The 17530-nt window shown below is 35.7% G+C and carries 14 protein-coding genes and 1 tRNA gene; 4 read left to right on the forward strand and 11 right to left on the reverse strand.

What is annotated here, in order from left to right:
• Nucleotides 1-96: 96 nt before the first annotated feature.
• From rplJ to AS161_RS03575, 4 genes are all read left to right on the forward strand, one after another.
• Complete coding sequence (gene rplJ / locus AS161_RS03560; RefSeq protein WP_011994908.1) at nucleotides 97-642, forward strand: 50S ribosomal protein L10; 546 nt, start codon at nucleotides 97-99, stop codon at nucleotides 640-642.
• Between the two features lie 61 nt (nucleotides 643-703).
• Nucleotides 704-1093 carry a 50S ribosomal protein L7/L12 gene (gene rplL / locus AS161_RS03565; protein ID WP_164541814.1) on the forward strand — a complete coding sequence of 130 codons (390 nt, stop codon included), beginning with the start codon at nucleotides 704-706 and terminating at the stop codon, nucleotides 1091-1093.
• Nucleotides 1094-1289: 196 nt separating this feature from the next.
• Nucleotides 1290-4838 carry a DNA-directed RNA polymerase subunit beta gene (locus tag AS161_RS03570; protein WP_164541815.1) on the forward strand — a complete coding sequence of 1183 codons (3549 nt, stop codon included), beginning with the start codon at nucleotides 1290-1292 and terminating at the stop codon, nucleotides 4836-4838.
• 120 nt (nucleotides 4839-4958) lie between these two features.
• Complete coding sequence (locus tag AS161_RS03575) at nucleotides 4959-9911, forward strand: DNA-directed RNA polymerase subunit beta' (RefSeq protein WP_164541816.1); 4953 nt, start codon at nucleotides 4959-4961, stop codon at nucleotides 9909-9911.
• A 75-nt stretch (nucleotides 9912-9986) separates the two neighbouring features.
• Here the strand turns inward: AS161_RS03575 and queD are convergent, their stop codons facing one another.
• The 11 genes from queD to AS161_RS03630 form a co-directional block, all read right to left on the reverse strand.
• Nucleotides 9987-10343: a 6-carboxytetrahydropterin synthase QueD gene (queD, locus tag AS161_RS03580; RefSeq protein ID WP_011994904.1), complete on the reverse strand. Its 357-nt coding sequence runs from the start codon at nucleotides 10341-10343 to the stop codon at nucleotides 9987-9989.
• A 22-nt stretch (nucleotides 10344-10365) separates the two neighbouring features.
• A complete protein-coding gene (locus AS161_RS03585; protein ID WP_164541817.1) occupies nucleotides 10366-11457 on the reverse strand; it encodes a Gfo/Idh/MocA family oxidoreductase in 1092 nt (363 codons plus the stop codon).
• Between the two features lie 13 nt (nucleotides 11458-11470).
• Nucleotides 11471-12112 carry a 16S rRNA (guanine(527)-N(7))-methyltransferase RsmG gene (rsmG, locus tag AS161_RS03590; RefSeq protein ID WP_164541818.1) on the reverse strand — a complete coding sequence of 214 codons (642 nt, stop codon included), beginning with the start codon at nucleotides 12110-12112 and terminating at the stop codon, nucleotides 11471-11473.
• Entirely contained in the window at nucleotides 12078-12809 is a 732-nt protein-coding gene (locus AS161_RS03595) for a WecB/TagA/CpsF family glycosyltransferase (RefSeq protein ID WP_164541819.1), read from the reverse strand. The genes rsmG and AS161_RS03595 overlap by 35 nt, the downstream gene beginning before the upstream one ends.
• A gap of 117 nt (nucleotides 12810-12926) precedes the next feature.
• Nucleotides 12927-13011, reverse strand: a tRNA-Leu gene (locus AS161_RS03600).
• An 88-nt stretch (nucleotides 13012-13099) separates the two neighbouring features.
• On the reverse strand, nucleotides 13100-13600 hold the full coding sequence (locus AS161_RS03605; RefSeq protein ID WP_164541820.1) for a hypothetical protein: 501 nt from the start codon (nucleotides 13598-13600) through the stop codon (nucleotides 13100-13102).
• A gap of 11 nt (nucleotides 13601-13611) precedes the next feature.
• Nucleotides 13612-14232 (reverse strand): hypothetical protein, encoded by a 621-nt coding sequence (locus AS161_RS03610; RefSeq protein ID WP_164541821.1) that lies wholly within the window; start codon nucleotides 14230-14232, stop codon nucleotides 13612-13614.
• Nucleotides 14233-14262: 30 nt separating this feature from the next.
• Nucleotides 14263-15465 (reverse strand): LCP family protein, encoded by a 1203-nt coding sequence (locus AS161_RS03615; protein WP_164541822.1) that lies wholly within the window; start codon nucleotides 15463-15465, stop codon nucleotides 14263-14265.
• A complete protein-coding gene (gene hpt, locus AS161_RS03620; protein WP_011994897.1) occupies nucleotides 15462-15983 on the reverse strand; it encodes a hypoxanthine phosphoribosyltransferase in 522 nt (173 codons plus the stop codon). The genes AS161_RS03615 and hpt overlap by 4 nt, the downstream gene beginning before the upstream one ends.
• Before the next feature lie 55 nt (nucleotides 15984-16038).
• On the reverse strand, nucleotides 16039-17085 hold the full coding sequence (gene mnmA, locus AS161_RS03625; protein WP_164541823.1) for a tRNA 2-thiouridine(34) synthase MnmA: 1047 nt from the start codon (nucleotides 17083-17085) through the stop codon (nucleotides 16039-16041).
• Nucleotides 17082-17507: an Rrf2 family transcriptional regulator gene (locus AS161_RS03630; protein WP_011994895.1), complete on the reverse strand. Its 426-nt coding sequence runs from the start codon at nucleotides 17505-17507 to the stop codon at nucleotides 17082-17084. Before AS161_RS03630 ends, mnmA begins: the two co-directional genes overlap by 4 nt.
• Nucleotides 17508-17530 lie beyond the last annotated feature (23 nt).

Raw genomic sequence — 17530 nt, forward strand, 5'->3', positions numbered from 1 at the left:
CACAAAAGAGAAACCCGCTTTTTAGCTGGAGTTCTCTTTTGTTATGCCTCGGAAAGAGGCATTTTTTGTTTTTATTTAGAGATTGGAGGTGAAGATGTGCTTAGAAGACCAGAAAAGGAACAGTTGGTTCAAGAACTTACCAGCGAGTTTCAAAATTCATCACTTGTTCTTTTCACAGACTTTAAAGGTTTGACCGTTGCACAAATGACAAATTTAAGAAGAGCTTTAAGAGAAAAACTTGGTAGTGGTGCAAGGTTAACCGTTGTAAAAAACACACTTTTAAAGATGGCTTTGAAGAACTCTGGTTACGATGTTGATTCTCATGAAAGTTCATTCTTTGGTCCCACAGCGGTTTTGTATGTAACAGAGGGAGATCCAGTAGAAGCTATCAAAGTCTTCTACAACTTTGTTAAAGAAAACAAGGGTACACCAGTATGTAAAGGTTTATTCCTTGAAAGAAAGTTCTTTGCCGGGGAACAACTCGAAGACCTTTCGAAACTTCCATCCAGAGACCAACTTATCGCAATGGTTGTTGGAGGAATTCAGGCTCCGATACGCGGTCTTGTCAACTCTCTTGCAGGTGTGCTTAGAAGCGTACTTTATGCGCTTAATGCTATTAAAGAGCAAAAAGAAAAGCAGTGATAAACACAAGATTTGCTTTAATTAAAAAATTTAAGAACATACGATTATGGAGGTGTATATCATGACATTGGAAGAACTTGTAAAAGCTATTGAAGGTTTAACAGTTGCAGAACTTGCAGAACTTGTCAAGATGCTTGAAGAAAGATTTGGAGTAAGCGCAGCGGCACCAGTAATGGCAGCAATGCCCGTTGCAGGCGCAGCAGCACCAGCAGCTGCAGCAGCTGAAGAAAAAGATTCATTCGATGTTCTCCTCAAGAGCTTCGGAGCAAAGAAAGTTGAAGTTATAAAGGTAGTAAGAGAAATAACAGGCCTCGGTCTTAAAGAAGCAAAAGACCTCGTAGAAAAAGCAGGAGCAGCAGATGCATTCATTAAACAAGGCGTAAAGAAAGAAGAAGCAGAAGAAATCAAGAAGAAGATTACAGAAGTTGGCGGAGAAGTTGAAATAAAGTAACATACTTTTCAAAATAAAGAATATTGTGTATCAAACCCCGCACAGTACTGTACAGTGCGGGGTTTTTATGGTTTAATATATAATTGGCTTATTATTGACTTTTCCAATCCTTTTTCTTTCTAAACCTCCGCGGTGATTATTTTTCCATCCAGATTGTAATGTGCAAATGTGCAATGATTGAGGAAGAGGTGATGAGATGAAAACCTACCAAATTGGTAAACGTACAAGGTATTCTTTCGGTAAGGTTGATGAGATTATCCAAGTACCCGACCTTGTTGAAATCCAGCGAAAGTCTTTCGAAGAGCTTTTGAACCATGGTATTTTACGTATTCTTAAGAAGTTTAGCCCTATAACTTCTGCAAAAGTTGAAGGCAGAAGAGAGAAGGGCTTCAATCTTGAGTTTGTAAACTTCAGAGTTGGTGCGCCACTTCACAGTGTTGAAGAATGTAAGCAAAGATTGTTAACTTATGTAGCTCCATTCTATGCAACAGTTAGGGTCACAGATGTTTCAACCGGAGAAATGCGTGAAGAAGAGGTTTCTCTTGGAAACTACCCAATAATGACTGAAAATCAAACTTTTGTAATTAACGGTGTTGAAAGGGTTGTTGTAAGTCAACTTGTTAGAAGCCCAGGTATATATTTTGTCGAAGAACCAACAAAAAACATTGGTGCTAAACCTATATATCTTGCTCATTTTCTACCAATTCGTGGTGTATGGTTAGAAATAATGCTTAATTTAAACGATGAAACACTTTATGCAAGAATTGATAGAAGAAAAAGACTCAATCTATTCCTTGTTTTAAAAACACTTGGATTTCAAAATGATATAGATATACTCTCTCTCTTCCCAGCTTACTTAGATGTCGAAGACGACTATTCTTTAAAACAATCTGAAGGAATAATTATTCTCGAGAAAATTGTTTCAAAAAGCGGAGAAGTAATTGCAGAAAAAGGGTCAGTTCTAACTTCGACACTTGTCGAAATATTAAGAGAACATGGAATTGAAAAAATTAAAGTTGTTAATAACTATATGTTCAAAACATACATGAAGCTTAAAGAAAAACTCAAAATGCCATTAGAAGAAAATATCAGTGAGTTAAGAGCTTTCATGGAAATATACAAGGAATTAAGACCCGGAGAAGTATTCAGATACAATGCCGCAAAATCATATTGGAATAACCTTTACTTTAATGAAGAAAGGTTTGAACTTTCAGAAGTCGGTCGCTATAAAATGAATAAAAAATTGACAAATGCCTATAGAAAATATTTGATTGAAATAGAAGGAAGAAATCCAAAAAGTGTTGAACGGATAGAATACGAAGAAAAATCGAATGCTCTTACACCAATAGATATTATCTTGGTTATTAGAATGCTCCTTGAAACAGAAAAACATCCAGAAACGTTGGATACCAAAGACCATCTATCGAATAAGAGAGTTAAAACAGTTGGTGAACTTATAGGTTCAGAATTTGAAAGAGCATTTTCGAAATCAATACACCAAATACAAGAAAAATTAGCTACCTACACAAGTTTAGATAAGATATCTATTCCAAGTTTAATAAATTTGAGAAATGTCATAGCTTCATTGAATAGCTTTTTTGCCACAAACCCGCTCTCTCAATTTATGGACCAAGTAAACCCAATTGCTGAATTAACACATAAAAGAAGGCTAACTGCAGTCGGACCCGGCGGTTTAAAAAGAGAAAGAGCAAGATTTGAGGTTCGTGACGTTCACCACTCACACTATGGAAGAATGTGTCCTATCGAAACACCAGAAGGTGGTAATATTGGTCTTATAACATCGCTTTCAGTCTATGCAACTATCGATGAATATGGATTCTTAGTAACACCTTATAGAAAAATCACCAACGGAAAATTAACAAACGAAGTGGTTTATTTAGCTGCCGACGAAGAAGAAAACTACAAAATAGCATCTGCAACAATCGGTTTTGACAAAGAAGGGAATATAATACAAGAAAGAGTTCCTGTAAGGTATCTTGAAAAAATTGTTTACGTCCACAAAAATGAAGTAGATTTTGTAGACATTTCTCCAAAGCAGATAGTTAGTGTCACAACATCACTTATACCATTCTTGGAACACGATGACGCAAACCGCGCGTTGATGGGTTCAAACATGCAAAGACAAGCTGTTCCTGTTATAAAGCCAGAAGCACCATTTGTAGGTACAGGAATGGAATACGCAGCAGCAATATACTCAGGTCACGTAGTGTTAGCAAAGAATGATGGTGTAGTTAAAAAGGTTGATGGTAGAAAAATTATCATTCACAGAATAGATGAAAATGGTCAACTAATGTACGATAAAAAAGGTAACCCAATAATTGACGAATACACACTTCTAAAATATGTAAGGTCAAACCAAGATACATCAATAACGCAAAAACCAATCGTCAATGTTGGTGATTTCGTAAAGAAAGGCTCGCCAATCGCTGATGGTCCAGCAACTGACAATGGAGAACTTGCACTTGGAAAGAATGTACTCGTTGCATTTTTACCATGGGAAGGTTACAACTTTGAAGACGCAATATTGGTAAGTGAAGAGCTTCTTGAGGAAGATACATTTACATCCGTACATATAGAGGTTTACGAAACAACAGCAAGAGAAACAAGAGTTGGTCCAGAAGAAATTACATCAGAAATACCAAATGTTTCAAAAGAAAATATTAGAAACCTTGACGAGAATGGAATAATAAGGATAGGTGCGTACGTTGGTAAACAAAAATACTTTACATCACAGGATATATTAGTTGGTAAAGTAACACCAAAAGGTGAAAATGACGCAAGTCCAGAAGAAAAAATTATGAGATCAGTCTTTGGTGAGAAAGGTAAAGATGTAAAGGATTCTTCATTGAGGGTACCACATGGTGTTGAAGGAAGAGTTATAGGCGTTCACGTTTTCCATAAAGAAGAAGTCGGTGATTTGGGACCTGGCGTAAATACACTTGTGAGAGTCTACTTGGCAACTAGGAAACCATTAGAAGTCGGTGACAAACTCGCTGGTAGACACGGTAATAAAGGTGTTGTCTCGATGATTCTTCCAAAAGAAGATATGCCGTTCTTACCAGATGGTACACCGGTTCAAGTTGTGCTTAGTCCTCTTGGTGTTCCATCACGTATGAATATCGGTCAGGTGCTTGAAACATCGCTTGGTTGGCTCGCAAAATTAACTAACAGATACTTTGCAACGCCTGTATTTGATGGAGCAAAAGAAGATGACATACTACCAGAACTTTACAAAGTAAGAGAAACACTTAACTTACATCATGGCGATGATCCAAATAATCCATCTGGAAAAGTCACGCTCAGAGATGGTAGGACAGGTAAAGAATTTGATTTCCCAGTATTAGTTGGTTACATGTACATTATGAAACTTATCCACATAGCTCGAGATAAAATACACGCACGAGCAACAGGTCCATATTCGCTTATTCACCAGCAACCACTTGGTGGTAAAGCACAATTTGGTGGTCAAAGATTTGGTGAAATGGAAGTTTGGGCACTTGAAGCCTACGGAGCATCTTACACACTCAACGAAATGTTAACAGTAAAGAGCGATGACATAAAGGGAAGAACAGAAGTTTACAAAGCTATAATGAAGAGTAAAAATCTCCCAGAACCCGGGTTACCTGAGAGCTTTAAAGTTCTTGTCAGAGAACTTAAAGGTTTAGCTTTGGATGTAAGAGTATACGATGAACACGGAAATGAAATAGATATTGAAAAATTATAATATTTTATTGAATCAGCGGTCAAGGTTAGAAATTTAACCAACCTTCTATGACCGCTGATTATTGATCAAAATGAGTATCAAAGGTTGTGAACCCCTATTCATGATGAGGAGGGAAACTGAATGAGTTCTTCTTTCAAAAGAAAAATTGCAAGTGTGAACGTTAGAGTAGCTTCACCCGAAGTTATTAGAAACTGGTCAAACGGTGAAGTAAAGAAAGCTGAGACAATAAATTACCGTACCTTCAAACCAGAAAGAGATGGTCTCTTCTGTGAGAGGATATTTGGACCTGTAAAAGACTACGAATGCGCTTGTGGAAAATACAGTGGAAAGAAATATGAAGGTACAGTTTGTGAAAAATGTGGTGTTAAAGTTGAATCAAAAGACGCGCGCAGAAGGAGATTTGGACATATAGAACTTGCTGCACCTGTTACACACGTATGGTACTTAAAAAATTCTCCAAGTGTTATAGCAACACTCCTCGACATGACTGTAAAAGATATAGAGACAATTGTCTATTTTGGAAGTAGAAGAGTTAATGAACGTGTTGTTATCGTTACCGATCCCAAAAATACACCTTTCATAAAAGGTTCTATATTAAATCAAACTGAATATGAAATTTACGCACAAAAGTGGGATTTTGAAGTCTCACCAGCGTATATAGTTAAAGAACCACGTTCACCTTTAGTATCTGATATAGATGGTGAAGTACACATAAAACACGAAAAAACACACACAGATAGAGAGCTTTACTGGATAGTTGTTAAAAACATCTCTCGAACCGAATTGAAAGTTTACACTGGAATGGTACTAAACTTTAAAGACAATGATCAAGTCAATCAAGGTGATGAAATTGTATCTGAAAAAAGAGTCGAAGCAATATTTGCACCATTTGATGGTACCGTTGAAGTAGATGAGATTTCAGAAACTATAACTATAAATCCATTGCCAACAAGCAAAAATAATCCAATAACGTTTTCACTTCCGTACGGTGTTAGAGCTTTGGTAAAAAACAATGAAAAAGTTAAGAAAGGGCAGCAACTTACAACAGAAACCATTCTCAACTCTATTGTTGCTCCAGTCTCAGGTACAATTAGATACAGCAAACAACTTAATTTAAGACCTTTAGAAAACGGATTATATGAAGTTCTCACAAATGGAGTTATATACATTGAAAACGTTCAAAATATAAAACAATACCCTGTGTTTGAAGGAGCACCTATTCAAGTTGAAGACGGTCAAATGGTAAAAGCTGGCGATATACTCGCCGATAGATTTTTATTTGAAGAAGAAAAATTAACTATCGAAGAATATAAACTCTTTAGCGAATATTATCCTGGAATGTTTGTAGTTGAAGAGCAAATAGAAAACGATAAACCAATAATGGTCATAACCGATATCGATCCTTCTGTGTCAGAAGAAACAGGCTTAACAAAAGGACAAGTTATCACTCAACAAGATTACGAAGCATACTCGAGAATATACCCTGGTAAGATAGAAGCAGAAACAGGCGCAATGGCAATTAAAAAACTTCTTGAAAAAATTGACCTTGAAGTAATGAAAGCAGAAATCGAAGCAGAACTTAAGAAAATACCAAAGAGCAGTGTCAGGGCAAAGAAATTACTCAAAAAAATGAAAATAGTTAAAGACTTGATAGATAGTCAAACAAAACCTGAGTGGATGGTTCTTGAAGCTTTACCAGTAGTTCCACCAGAAATAAGACCTATGATTCAAATAGATGGTGGTAGATTCGCAACAACGGATCTTAACGATCTATACAGAAGAGTCATAATGAGAAATAACAGACTTAAGAAACTTCTTGAAATGAATGCGCCAGAGGTTATCGTAAGAAACGAAAAAAGAATGTTACAAGAAGCTGTTGATAACCTCATTTTCAATGGAAAAATTGGAAAAGCTTACGTTGACAGAAACGGAAGACAACTAAAATCATTGACAGACCTTATCCGTGGAAAAAAAGGAAGGTTCAGAAGGAACCTTCTTGGTAAACGTGTTGACTATTCAGGACGCGCGGTTATCGTCGTCGGTCCACATTTGAAAATCCACGAATGTGGTTTACCAAAGAAGATGGCACTTGAACTTTTTGAACCATTTGTTATTGCAGAGCTTTCAAAAGAAGAAAACACAGAAGCAACACAAACAAAAGTCAAAAAATATAGGAAAGAACTCCAAAGAGAAGATCCAAAAGCTTGGGAAAAACTCGAAAAAGTTATACAAGGAAGAGTTGTTTTACTTAACAGAGCACCAACACTACACAGGATGTCAATTCAAGCCTTCGAGCCAAAATTAATAGAGGGCAACGCTATACAACTTCACCCGTTGGTATGTCCGCCATTCAACGCTGACTTTGATGGTGACCAAATGGCGGTACATCTACCATTATCGCCAGCAGCGCAAGCAGAAGCAAGATTATTAATGCTTTCAAGATACAACATTATATCGCCTGCTCATGGTAAACCTATTTCAATGCCTGGAAAAGACATTGTTGCTGGTGTTTACTACTTGACGATGGTTGATAAGAACTACGATAAAATAGAGCCGGAAAATATTAAATGGAAATTTGCAAATCCAGAAGAAGCTGAACTTGCTTACGAATTTGGTTTTATCAAACTACATGAACCAATCATTATAAAAATCAATGATAAAGCAATAAAAACAACTTTTGGAAGGGTCATATTCAACAGCATACTCCCAGAAGAACTTAGAGATTACAACAAAACATTTGGTAAAAACGGCATAAAAGACGTTGTTTACAAAACATTTAAAACACATGGTATCGACAGAACAGCTGATCTACTTGATAGCATAAAAGATCTTGGATTTCATTATGCAACTATCTCAGGACTTACTATAAGTCTTAAAGACTTTATGATTTCTCCAAAGAAAAATGAGATTATAACAAATGCAATGAAAAAAATAGAGTATATCGAAAAGCTCTATGATGATGGCTTGCTAAGTGATGAGGAAAAGTATAAAGAAACAATAAAGATATGGACAGAAACAACAAACTTAGTCCAGGAAGAAACATACAGATACCTTGGTGAAAATCCATTCAACCCTGTTTACATAATGGTTGACTCTGGTGCAAGAGGTAACAAAGACCAACTCAAGCAACTATCAGGTATGAGAGGTCTCATGGCTGACCCGTCAGGTAGAACTATCGAAATACCAATTATTTCAAACTTCCGTGAAGGTCTATCGGTTCTTGAATTCTTCATCAGTACACACGGTGCAAGGAAAGGTTCCGCTGATACAGCATTGAGAACAAGTTCGGCAGGTTACTTAACAAGAAGACTTGTTGACGTTGTACAAAGCGTTGTTGTAACAGAACCAGACTGTGGTACACATGAAGGTGTTCGCGCAGCTCTTCTTAAGAGTTCTGACAATTTTGTTGTTGAAAAAATAGAAGATTTCATCTTTGGTCGCGTACTCGCAAAAGATATTTATGAACCTGGTACAGGAAATATACTAGTCAATCCAAATACCAATAAGTCTTACACGAGAGATACCGTAATTCTTGATGAGGACGCAAAATTCTTATCAAATTACAAAAAGAGAGTAAATGTTGTCGAAGAAAGTGTATTAGATCTATCAGCTGGAAACATTCCAGAAGTTTATGCTGAACTTGCAGAAGACATTGACACTCCATCAGGGCTAATACCATCTGAAACAGAAATCGATTGGGATGTTGTAAGAAAACTAAGAGACGCAGGTATAAAGAACGTAAAAATTAAGCTTTATCCGATAGTTGGTTCTGTAATATCAGAAGAGATAGTTTGGGATAAAGATAGGAAAAAGCAGATAGCCGTTGAAGAAGAGCAAGTTGACGTTGCACTTGCTAAATTACTTGAAGAAAACAATATAGACAGCGTCTATGTAAGACCAGAAATATATGTCAGGTCAGTACTCACATGTGAATCAGAACATGGCGTTTGTGCAAAATGTTACGGATTAGACCTTTCAAACCACAAAGTAGTTACAGTTGGTGAATCAGTTGGTATAATTGCTGCTCAATCAATCGGTGAACCAGGAACACAGCTCACAATGCGTACATTCCATACTGGTGGTATTGCAACTACAGCAGATATCACACAAGGTTTACCAAGGGTTGAGGAATTATTTGAGGCAAGAAAGAAAACAAAAGACCCAGAAGGTATATTCTCAAAGGTAAAAGGTACAGTTGTTGATATTTCAAATGATGAACCAAAGAAAATTTATATACAAGATGAACTTGGTGGAATTCATGAATACGAAGTACCTTCAAGAGTAAGAGTTAATGTTACAGTTGGTCAAAAAGTATTACCTGGTCAATCGCTAACAAGTGGTTCCCTCAAAGTTAGAAAGATTCTGGAAGAACTTGGACCAGAAGAAACAGCGACGTATCTACTCAAAGAAATAAAGAGAGTCTATGTACAACAAGGTGTTGACATTCACGACAAACACTTCGAACTTATAATTAGGCAAATGTTGAATAAAGCAGAAGTCATAGATTCTGGTGACACAGAATTCTTACCAGGTGACCTTGTACCGATAAGCTTGCTTAACAAGGTTAACAGAGAAATAATGGAAGGTAATGCAAAAGTTGAAATGAACAAAAAGAAAATTATCGGTAGAGAACTTGCCAAACATATCATTGTGAAAAATGAAGATGGAGAAATTGTAGAACTTGCCGCTGAAGGTGAAGAGGTCACAGAAGAACTCCTTGAAAAACTTATTGAATACGGAATAAAAGAAGTAGTTATCATGAATCACGATAAAGAAAAAGAAGTTTATCAGATCCTTCCAAAAGAAACTGTAAAATACAGAAGAAGACTATTGAGAATTACTCAAGCATCGCTCGAGTACGAAGGTTGGTTAAGTGCGGCAAGCTTCCAGCAAACACAACAAGTTCTAACAGATGCCGCAATTAAAGGTGCTGTAGATTATCTGAAAGGTTTGAAAGAAAACGTAATAGTCGGTCAACTAATACCAGCTGGTACAGGATTCGATATATTCTCATCCGTTCAATACGAAGAAACACCAAGGCTTGCAAAAGAAGAAAAAGAAAAATTCGCATGATAATACAATAGCAAAGCAAAAGCGCCCGTACGATTTTGACACGGGCGCTTTTGTTTTTTTTGTTCCTATATTCTCTTATTTTCTATATATTACAAAAGAAGTAGGTGTCTCCCAAAGCCTTACTTCACTTAGTTTGTATCTTTCGCTTGAGAGCTTTTCTTCAAGTTTGTTCCATATCCACTCAGCGATGTTTTCTGCACTTGGTTGAGGAATAATTTCATTTATGTAAGCATGATCTAAATAACTCAACACCTCTTCTTGTACTATCTTTTTCAAATCAATAAAGTCAATTACCATTCCCTCTTTATCCCTCTCACCGCAAACCATTATCTGCAATTTATAAGTATGTCCGTGTAATTTCTCGCATTTACCATGGTACTCAACCAGATTATGCGCTGCATCGAACGTAAACTCTTTAACTACACAAAACATATAACTCACCTCAACAAAATTTCTATCTCCATTTCTCACTGAAATTAAGCATTTGTTCCGCACTAAATTCAAATGGAAACTTAACGGGCTTGTTTTCAATAGCCGACTTATATATCGCTAAAACTATTTCTACAGCTTTCCTTCCTTCTTCACCAGGAATTTTGGGTTCCCTGTTGTTTACAATCGCTTCGTAAAAATCTCTGTACAAAGGCACATGCCCTGAACCGTAAACTGTATCAGGGTCTGGCAGGTTCATAAACGGATGACTATCTTCATTTGTGAATCTCCATACTTGAATTCTATTAACCGCAAGCCCACCAATCACAACGGTACCTGTTTCACCAAAGATCGAAAGCGTTTCTTCAAGATTCTTTGGGTAAATTGTCGATGTACCTTCTATTATACCAACGCTGCCATTCTTAAATTTCACGAGTGCCCCACCGAAATCCTCAGCTTCTATATAAGGATGTTGGAAATTTCTTATTACACCATATACTTCATCAATTTCACCGCCAAGCATCCATTGGAGTAAATCGATATTATGCGTGCATTGATTCATCAAACTCCCACCATCTAACCGCCAAGTACCTCTCCATTTTGCCTGTTCGTAATAATTCTTATCTCTATTCCATCTGATACTCGCAACACCGTAATTTATCCTCGTGAAACTATTATTTTCTATCCTCTTTCTAAGTTCTACTATAGGAGGGTTAAATCGATTTTGGAAACAAACACCTAATTTAAGATTATTTTTACGAGATATATCAATCATCTCATCCATATTTTTTGTAGACAAAGCCATAGGTTTTTCAACAAGAACATGCTTACCTTTTTTTAGTGCTTCTATAGATATCTCATAGTGATATCCACTTTCGGTAGCGATTGCTACAAAATCAATTTCTTCTTCATCGAGCATCTTTATGTAATCGGTATAAACTTTGGGGGTGTAACCAGCATCTTTTTCAATTTTTTCAGCGCATTTAAGGGCTTTTTCTTCGATTACATCACATACAGCAATAGCTTCAATTATATCACTATTTCTTATTATCGCCTCGACATGTTTTGAAGAACCTATCCTTCCACAGCCAATCAATCCCATTTTCAGTTTCTTCATATTCTAACCCCCTTTATCTTATTGGCCTTTTTTCGGGAAGGCCAACCCTTCTTGGATACTTATCGGGCGTATGAGAAATTTTCTCAAAAATCAGCAAAAATCTATCTTTGCCACGTATTGAGTATTTTCTTACCTCGGATAATTTAACACCAAGTTCTTTCATCGCATTAACAGATTGCCCAAGTTCTTCGTTGTATCCGGGTCCTTTGTACAAGAGTACCTTTCCACCAACTTTAACGTAAGGAGCTGTTAACTCAAGAACTGTTGCTATTTTTGAAACAGCACGAGAAACGGCACTATCGAATTTTTCAAAAAAAGCACCTTTTTCTTTCAATTCTTCGGCTCGCGCACATAATGTTTCTACTTTTTCGATTCCAAGTTCTTTGCATGTTTGTTGGATAAAATGTACTTTCTTACATATACTATCAACTAACAAACCCTTCTTATCAAATTCAATCGAAAGAAAAACGCCAGGTACACCTCCACCAGTTCCAATGTCTAAAAACAACTCTCCAATATCTTCTGATTTAACCGGTAGCACGGAATCAAGATACAAAAATGCCATTGCTTCATCAAGATCTTTATAAGCAGTAAGATTAATCGGTGATTTTATCAACCTTTCAACGTATTTTCTTACAATTTCCGTCTTTTCCATCAAGCACCACCTTGAAAAAGAATTTAGCCACATCTAAAGGCACGCGAGACCTTGATATTGGTTCTGTTATCCATCTGTAAAACCACTCTAAACGTGTCTTTTGGAAAAATTTAGGAGCTCTCTTTTTAACACCGGCAATTACGTCGAAACTACCTCCAACTCCCATTGCCAACTTAAATGGTAATTGCATGTGTTGGTAAATCCAAAGTTCCTGTCTTGGCGCGCCCATACCAACGAATAGTAAATCTGGTTTTAATTTTTCTATTTCTTCCGCAGGCGTTTGGTCTTCAAAATATCCATGATGGTACCCAACAATGTTGACCCCTTTATTTCTCAAATTTTCAGCTGCTCTATTTACTACATCCGGTCTTGCTCCCAAAAGATAAACTTTCCAACCTCTGTTCTTTGCTTCCTCACATAAATAAAGCATAGTATCAATTCCTGGTACTCTATCAGTAACCACATTGCAGTGGCGTTTAACGGCCCAAACAACTCCAGATCCATCAGGTAAATGAAATGTGGCATGCCTTAATGCTTCATCATAATCAGGAATTTGTTGAGCTCTTAAAAAAATTTGACTATTTAAAGTTACAACAAAAAGTTTGTTATCTGAAACTATTGAATCAACAAGATACCGGCGTAACTCTTCAGCTTTGCCACATAGCAAGTTATAAGAATAAAAAGAAACCTGTTCCAAAATTCCACCACCAAACGTATATTTTTGTTATTTCCGTTTAAACTTTACAAAAAAACCGGGTCGGTTTTATATTTCCGACCCAAGCTTTTAAAAAACTAAAAAAACAAACTCACCTTTTGGTGCCGAGGGCGGGATTTGAACCCGCACGGGTCACCCCACATGATCCTGAGTCATGCGCGTCTGCCAATTCCGCCACCTCGGCGCATTCACAATAACATTCCAAAATCTTAGCAACCTTATTATACCATTAAATATAATACTTTCAAGACTAAGTGTACTTCATTAAATTATTAAAACGGTTCAAGCAAACCAACAACTATATAAAACCTCTGTTTAAAGTAACTCATTTCCACATAAAGTTTATCCTTCATCTTCATTCCCGGCGGATCTGGTATGTACGCTCTGAAACTTGCAAAAAGATTATCTAAAAAATTCAAACTGCTACCATATTCCATTAAAAAAGCAAGTTTTATATCGAATTGCCCTTTATACTTGTAACCTATAAATCCTCCGTAATTCATGTAAATTTTGTTGTTTTGTAAATCGTTAACTATCCCTATCATCGGACCCGTTGAAACGCCCAACGGCGTTTCGAATAATATTGAACCATCTATACCCCATTCTAAATTAACAAAATAATTCCCATTTAACGAAAACATATTATCTTCGTAACCTACACGAACAACCCAGTTATTGTTGTTTATTCCATATCCTACACCAATATTTACAAATGCAAAAATTGCGGTAGAAAATAACGTCAGAAAAATGATAAAAAATTTCGACTTTGACATGTTAATCCCCCCTATTTTCCAATAATGAACTTTTCAAACTTTAAGGTTACTTTTTCATCGGTTTTATCATTAGTTATTTCTATTCTTTCTGGTAAATCGTTTTTAACATACATTCTAACTATTATAGGTTGAACTCCAAAACGTGAAAGTACTTGAAAATTTTTCGGTCTAAACTCCACGTAATCTTTATATTCCTTTGCGTCAAAGAGCGGAGATGAGAGGAAATCCGTAATATTCTGAACAATCTCGCCAATTTGAGTGGTCTCAGCTTTAGCTATTTCTGATGTTTTTATGTTTTTGTAAACGTACTCGATTTTCTTAGAAATAACATTATAATTTATAACGATTCCATCTAAAATTTCAGGTTGCTTCATTTTAAAATTAAAATTTTCCAAATTATCAACTCTCATATCAAAAGCAGTAGTAAAGACTTTCCTTTTCTCACCATCTAATGTTTCAAAGGTCAACTTAACAGAGATAGAAAAATCACGTTGACCAGCCATTTTTTCAATAAACCCGTAAACACTAATGCCTTCATTTTTTTCCTGAGAAAACATCTTAATTGGCAAAGAAGATATGAATAGTAAAAATATTACAATGAGCGTTTTATAAAAGTTTGAATAATTTCTCAAAAAACTCACTCCCTAACAGTTCTAATATTATCATTTATCTGTTAAAATCGTCGAATCATTTTTCAAGATTACTATAAAATCTATGGGGAAAAGAACCTGTCTTCCACTTTTTGTAAGCTCTCCAATAACTGAAAGATACTTACTGATATAATCTATTCTATCATCGACAAAGACTATATCGAACTTCTTATCTTTAAAAACTTTCCCAATCATCTCTTCAACGTAAATCTTCAATCCCTCATTCTTTCTCAAAATTAATACTGTATCGTTTTTAAAATCAACATCTACACCATCGTAGAATATCTTATTTGGTGAATAACCCTTGTCTTTAAACAATTTCTCAATCACACTTAAAGTTGTTAGATTCCTTTTTGAAGTATTATTGATAACGTAATATCTGTAAGTTTCTTGTGTTTTCTTCTCTCCTAACTGCAAAGATTCCTTATATTTATCCAACTTTGCTTCATCGATATACAAATTTCCATCTGTTCCTATATTAAATGGAAAGGTTGCACTATCCAATTTAAATCCATTTTTAATCTTTGAAAACATATAGACTATTTCGCCAATTTCTATATTTAATTCCGTTCTTTCACGGATTTCCTTGTAAAGAGCAGTAAGTGAGAAAATATTTTTCTGAAGAGCTTTCTGAGCTAATTTCTCAATTATGACTCGTTGTTTGTCCAACCTACCTATATCGCCCTCCGCTGTTTTCCTAAACCTCAGGTATGCTAGCAATTCCTTGCCATTCATTTTATAATATCCGGGTGAAAAATTTATCTCGAGATTTTGAGCTACATCTTTGTAATGCATGGGTCTATCGACAAAGACTTCAATAGGTCCAAGTTCGTCACCAAGAAATTTAAATATATCGTAATCGACTATAAAATAACGTTTAATTTCTATTCCTGTTAAATCTTCTATACGCTTTTTAAAATTTTCAAGTCCTTCTGATTGATAATACGCATTTATTTTTTTACCATCTATAATCAAATCTCTTGGTATACTGGAAATCAATATCGTTTTTTTATCAAGGTCAATACTTGCTACAAGAATTACATCGGTTCTTCTAGTACCAGAAATGTCTTTATCTAATCCAAGCACAAGAATATTAACTGGATTCTCCGTAGGTATGAAAAGAAATTTTATAAATAGTTCAATCCATACACCGGAAATAAAGAGCGCGGCAGCAATACCGAGAAATATTACAAGAGCGTAGAGAAAACCTTTCATACTATGTCTCCCTTTACCCAACCTATGTAAGGTAAATTTCTGTACTTCTCATTGTAATCAAGTCCGTAACCTATTACAAATTTATCTTCGATTTCAAAACCTACAAAATCTGGTGTAACTTGAGGGTTACGCCCAAGTTTTTTCAGCAAAGTAACCACTTTCAAATCTGCAGGTCTGTACCTTCTAAGGTACTCAAGCACATACGAAAGTGTTAATCCTGTATCAAGTATATCTTCAACAACGATTACATGCCTATTTTCTATGGGTTCGTCTATCCAACTTTTAACCCTTATTCTTCCAGTAGATGAAACACCAGAGTAACTTGAAACTTGTATAAACGAATACTCAACATTCATGTCTATATTTTGAACTAATTCACTAAAGAAATGAATAGAACCTTTCAAAACACATACAGCATGTAATGTATCGGTTTTGCCTTTATAATATTCCGTAATTTCTTTCCCCATTTCCCTTATTCTTTTTCTCAATTCATCTTTTGAAATCATAACCTCTATCAAATTAATCGCCTCCTTCGAATAGTCAACAATAAACAACAACAGTAAAATTTTTATTTTATTCTATAACTCCTGAGCAAAGCACTTCGTCTTCGTTATAAAACACAGCTATTTGTCCGGGGGTGACAGCAAAAACTGGTTCGAGGAATTGTACTTTCAGTTCATCTTTTAAATATTCCACACGACAAGGAACTTCCTTAAACTTTTTGCGTATTTTTACAGTTGCCAAAAACTCATCAGGTAAATCTACATATATATTTAAATTTTTAACTCGCATTTCATTTTGATACACTTCATCAAGTGGAGAAACAACTATAAAGTTCCCTTCCACATTTTTTGCTTTAACATAAAGTTTTTGTCCAGCGGCCACTCCAAGTTTTCTTTGCCCAATCGTATAAAATGGCAGCCCCTCATGTTTACCTATTATCTTTCCTTCACTTGTGATTATATTCCCAGGATCGATTTTAACACCACGCTCTTCAAAGAAAGACTTAAAATCGTTATCTGGAAGAAAACACAAATCCTGAGAATCAATCTTTTTAGCTACATGAATCCCAGCTCTTTCAGCTATATCCCTAATTGTTTCCTTACTGTATTCACCGTTTGGCAACAAAATTTTGCTGAGTTTTTCCTTCTTTATTGAAGCTAAAAAGTACGATTGGTCTTTCTCTTTATCCAAAGCTCTGTACAGCTTTCCATTTAATATCCTTGCGTAATGACCTGATGCTACAAAATCCATACCGTCTGAAAGCGCAACATCCATAACAAATCCAAACTTTATATAATCATTGCAGAAAAAACAAGGATTTGGTGTTTTACCCGCAAGATTTTCGGATATGAAATAATCTATTATTTTCTCCTTGAACACATCCTCAACATGGATTATCTTAAAAGGCACGCCAAATTTCTTTGCTATTAACTGTGCATCGTGTGTATCAGACGGACTACAACAGACTTTATGCTTTATCTGCTTTGTTATATACAACTCATCTCTTACAGTTTTCATATGATAAGCAGTTACTTCATAACCTTTTTCAATTAAAAGATATAAAGCAACAGCGCTATCTACTCCTCCACTAAGCAAAACACCTACTTTAGCACTCAACTTTGGCACCTCGCTAGGTAATCTTCAGTAAGTTCCTTTAAAGTTATAGATTTGAGTATTTCCTGCATCTTTTCCAAAACAGACTCCCAAATTTTGTTAACTGTACAGCTTTCAGGACTGGTTGCTTTATCATTTATATCAACAAAACATTTTATAGTATCACTTGGATTATCAACCGATGAAACGACATCGTAAACTGTTATCTCATCAAGTTTTTTTGCAAGTTCGTAACCGCCACCACGACCCCTATAAGCATGTAATATACCATTTCGTGCGAGATCAGCTAATATTTTCTCAGCAAATTCAAGGGGAAGCCTTTCACGACACTTCTTAACAATTTCCCTCGCGTTAACCCTTTTATTTTCAACTGCTATCAAAATCATTATTTTAATAGCATACTCACTCTTCATCGTTATAGCCATAAGACGTTCGCCTCCACTAAAGT

The sequence above is a fragment of the Fervidobacterium sp. 2310opik-2 genome, from assembly GCF_011057735.1.
Taxonomy (GTDB): domain Bacteria; phylum Thermotogota; class Thermotogae; order Thermotogales; family Fervidobacteriaceae; genus Fervidobacterium; species Fervidobacterium nodosum.

What these genes read in the sequence shown, in the direction of transcription:
- AS161_RS03575 (WP_164541816.1), top strand. Translation starts at nt 4,959, where the DNA reads ATGAGTTCTTCTTTCAAAAGAAAAATTGCAAGTGTGAACGTTAGAGTA.
- AS161_RS03605 (WP_164541820.1), bottom strand. Translation starts at nt 13,600, where the DNA reads ATGTCAAAGTCGAAATTTTTTATCATTTTTCTGACGTTATTTTCTACC.
- rplL (WP_164541814.1), top strand. Translation starts at nt 704, where the DNA reads ATGACATTGGAAGAACTTGTAAAAGCTATTGAAGGTTTAACAGTTGCA.
- AS161_RS03630 (WP_011994895.1), bottom strand. Translation starts at nt 17,507, where the DNA reads ATGGCTATAACGATGAAGAGTGAGTATGCTATTAAAATAATGATTTTG.
- AS161_RS03615 (WP_164541822.1), bottom strand. Translation starts at nt 15,465, where the DNA reads ATGAAAGGTTTTCTCTACGCTCTTGTAATATTTCTCGGTATTGCTGCC.
- queD (WP_011994904.1), bottom strand. Translation starts at nt 10,343, where the DNA reads ATGTTTTGTGTAGTTAAAGAGTTTACGTTCGATGCAGCGCATAATCTG.
- AS161_RS03570 (WP_164541815.1), top strand. Translation starts at nt 1,290, where the DNA reads ATGAAAACCTACCAAATTGGTAAACGTACAAGGTATTCTTTCGGTAAG.
- rsmG (WP_164541818.1), bottom strand. Translation starts at nt 12,112, where the DNA reads ATGGAAAAGACGGAAATTGTAAGAAAATACGTTGAAAGGTTGATAAAA.
- AS161_RS03585 (WP_164541817.1), bottom strand. Translation starts at nt 11,457, where the DNA reads ATGAAGAAACTGAAAATGGGATTGATTGGCTGTGGAAGGATAGGTTCT.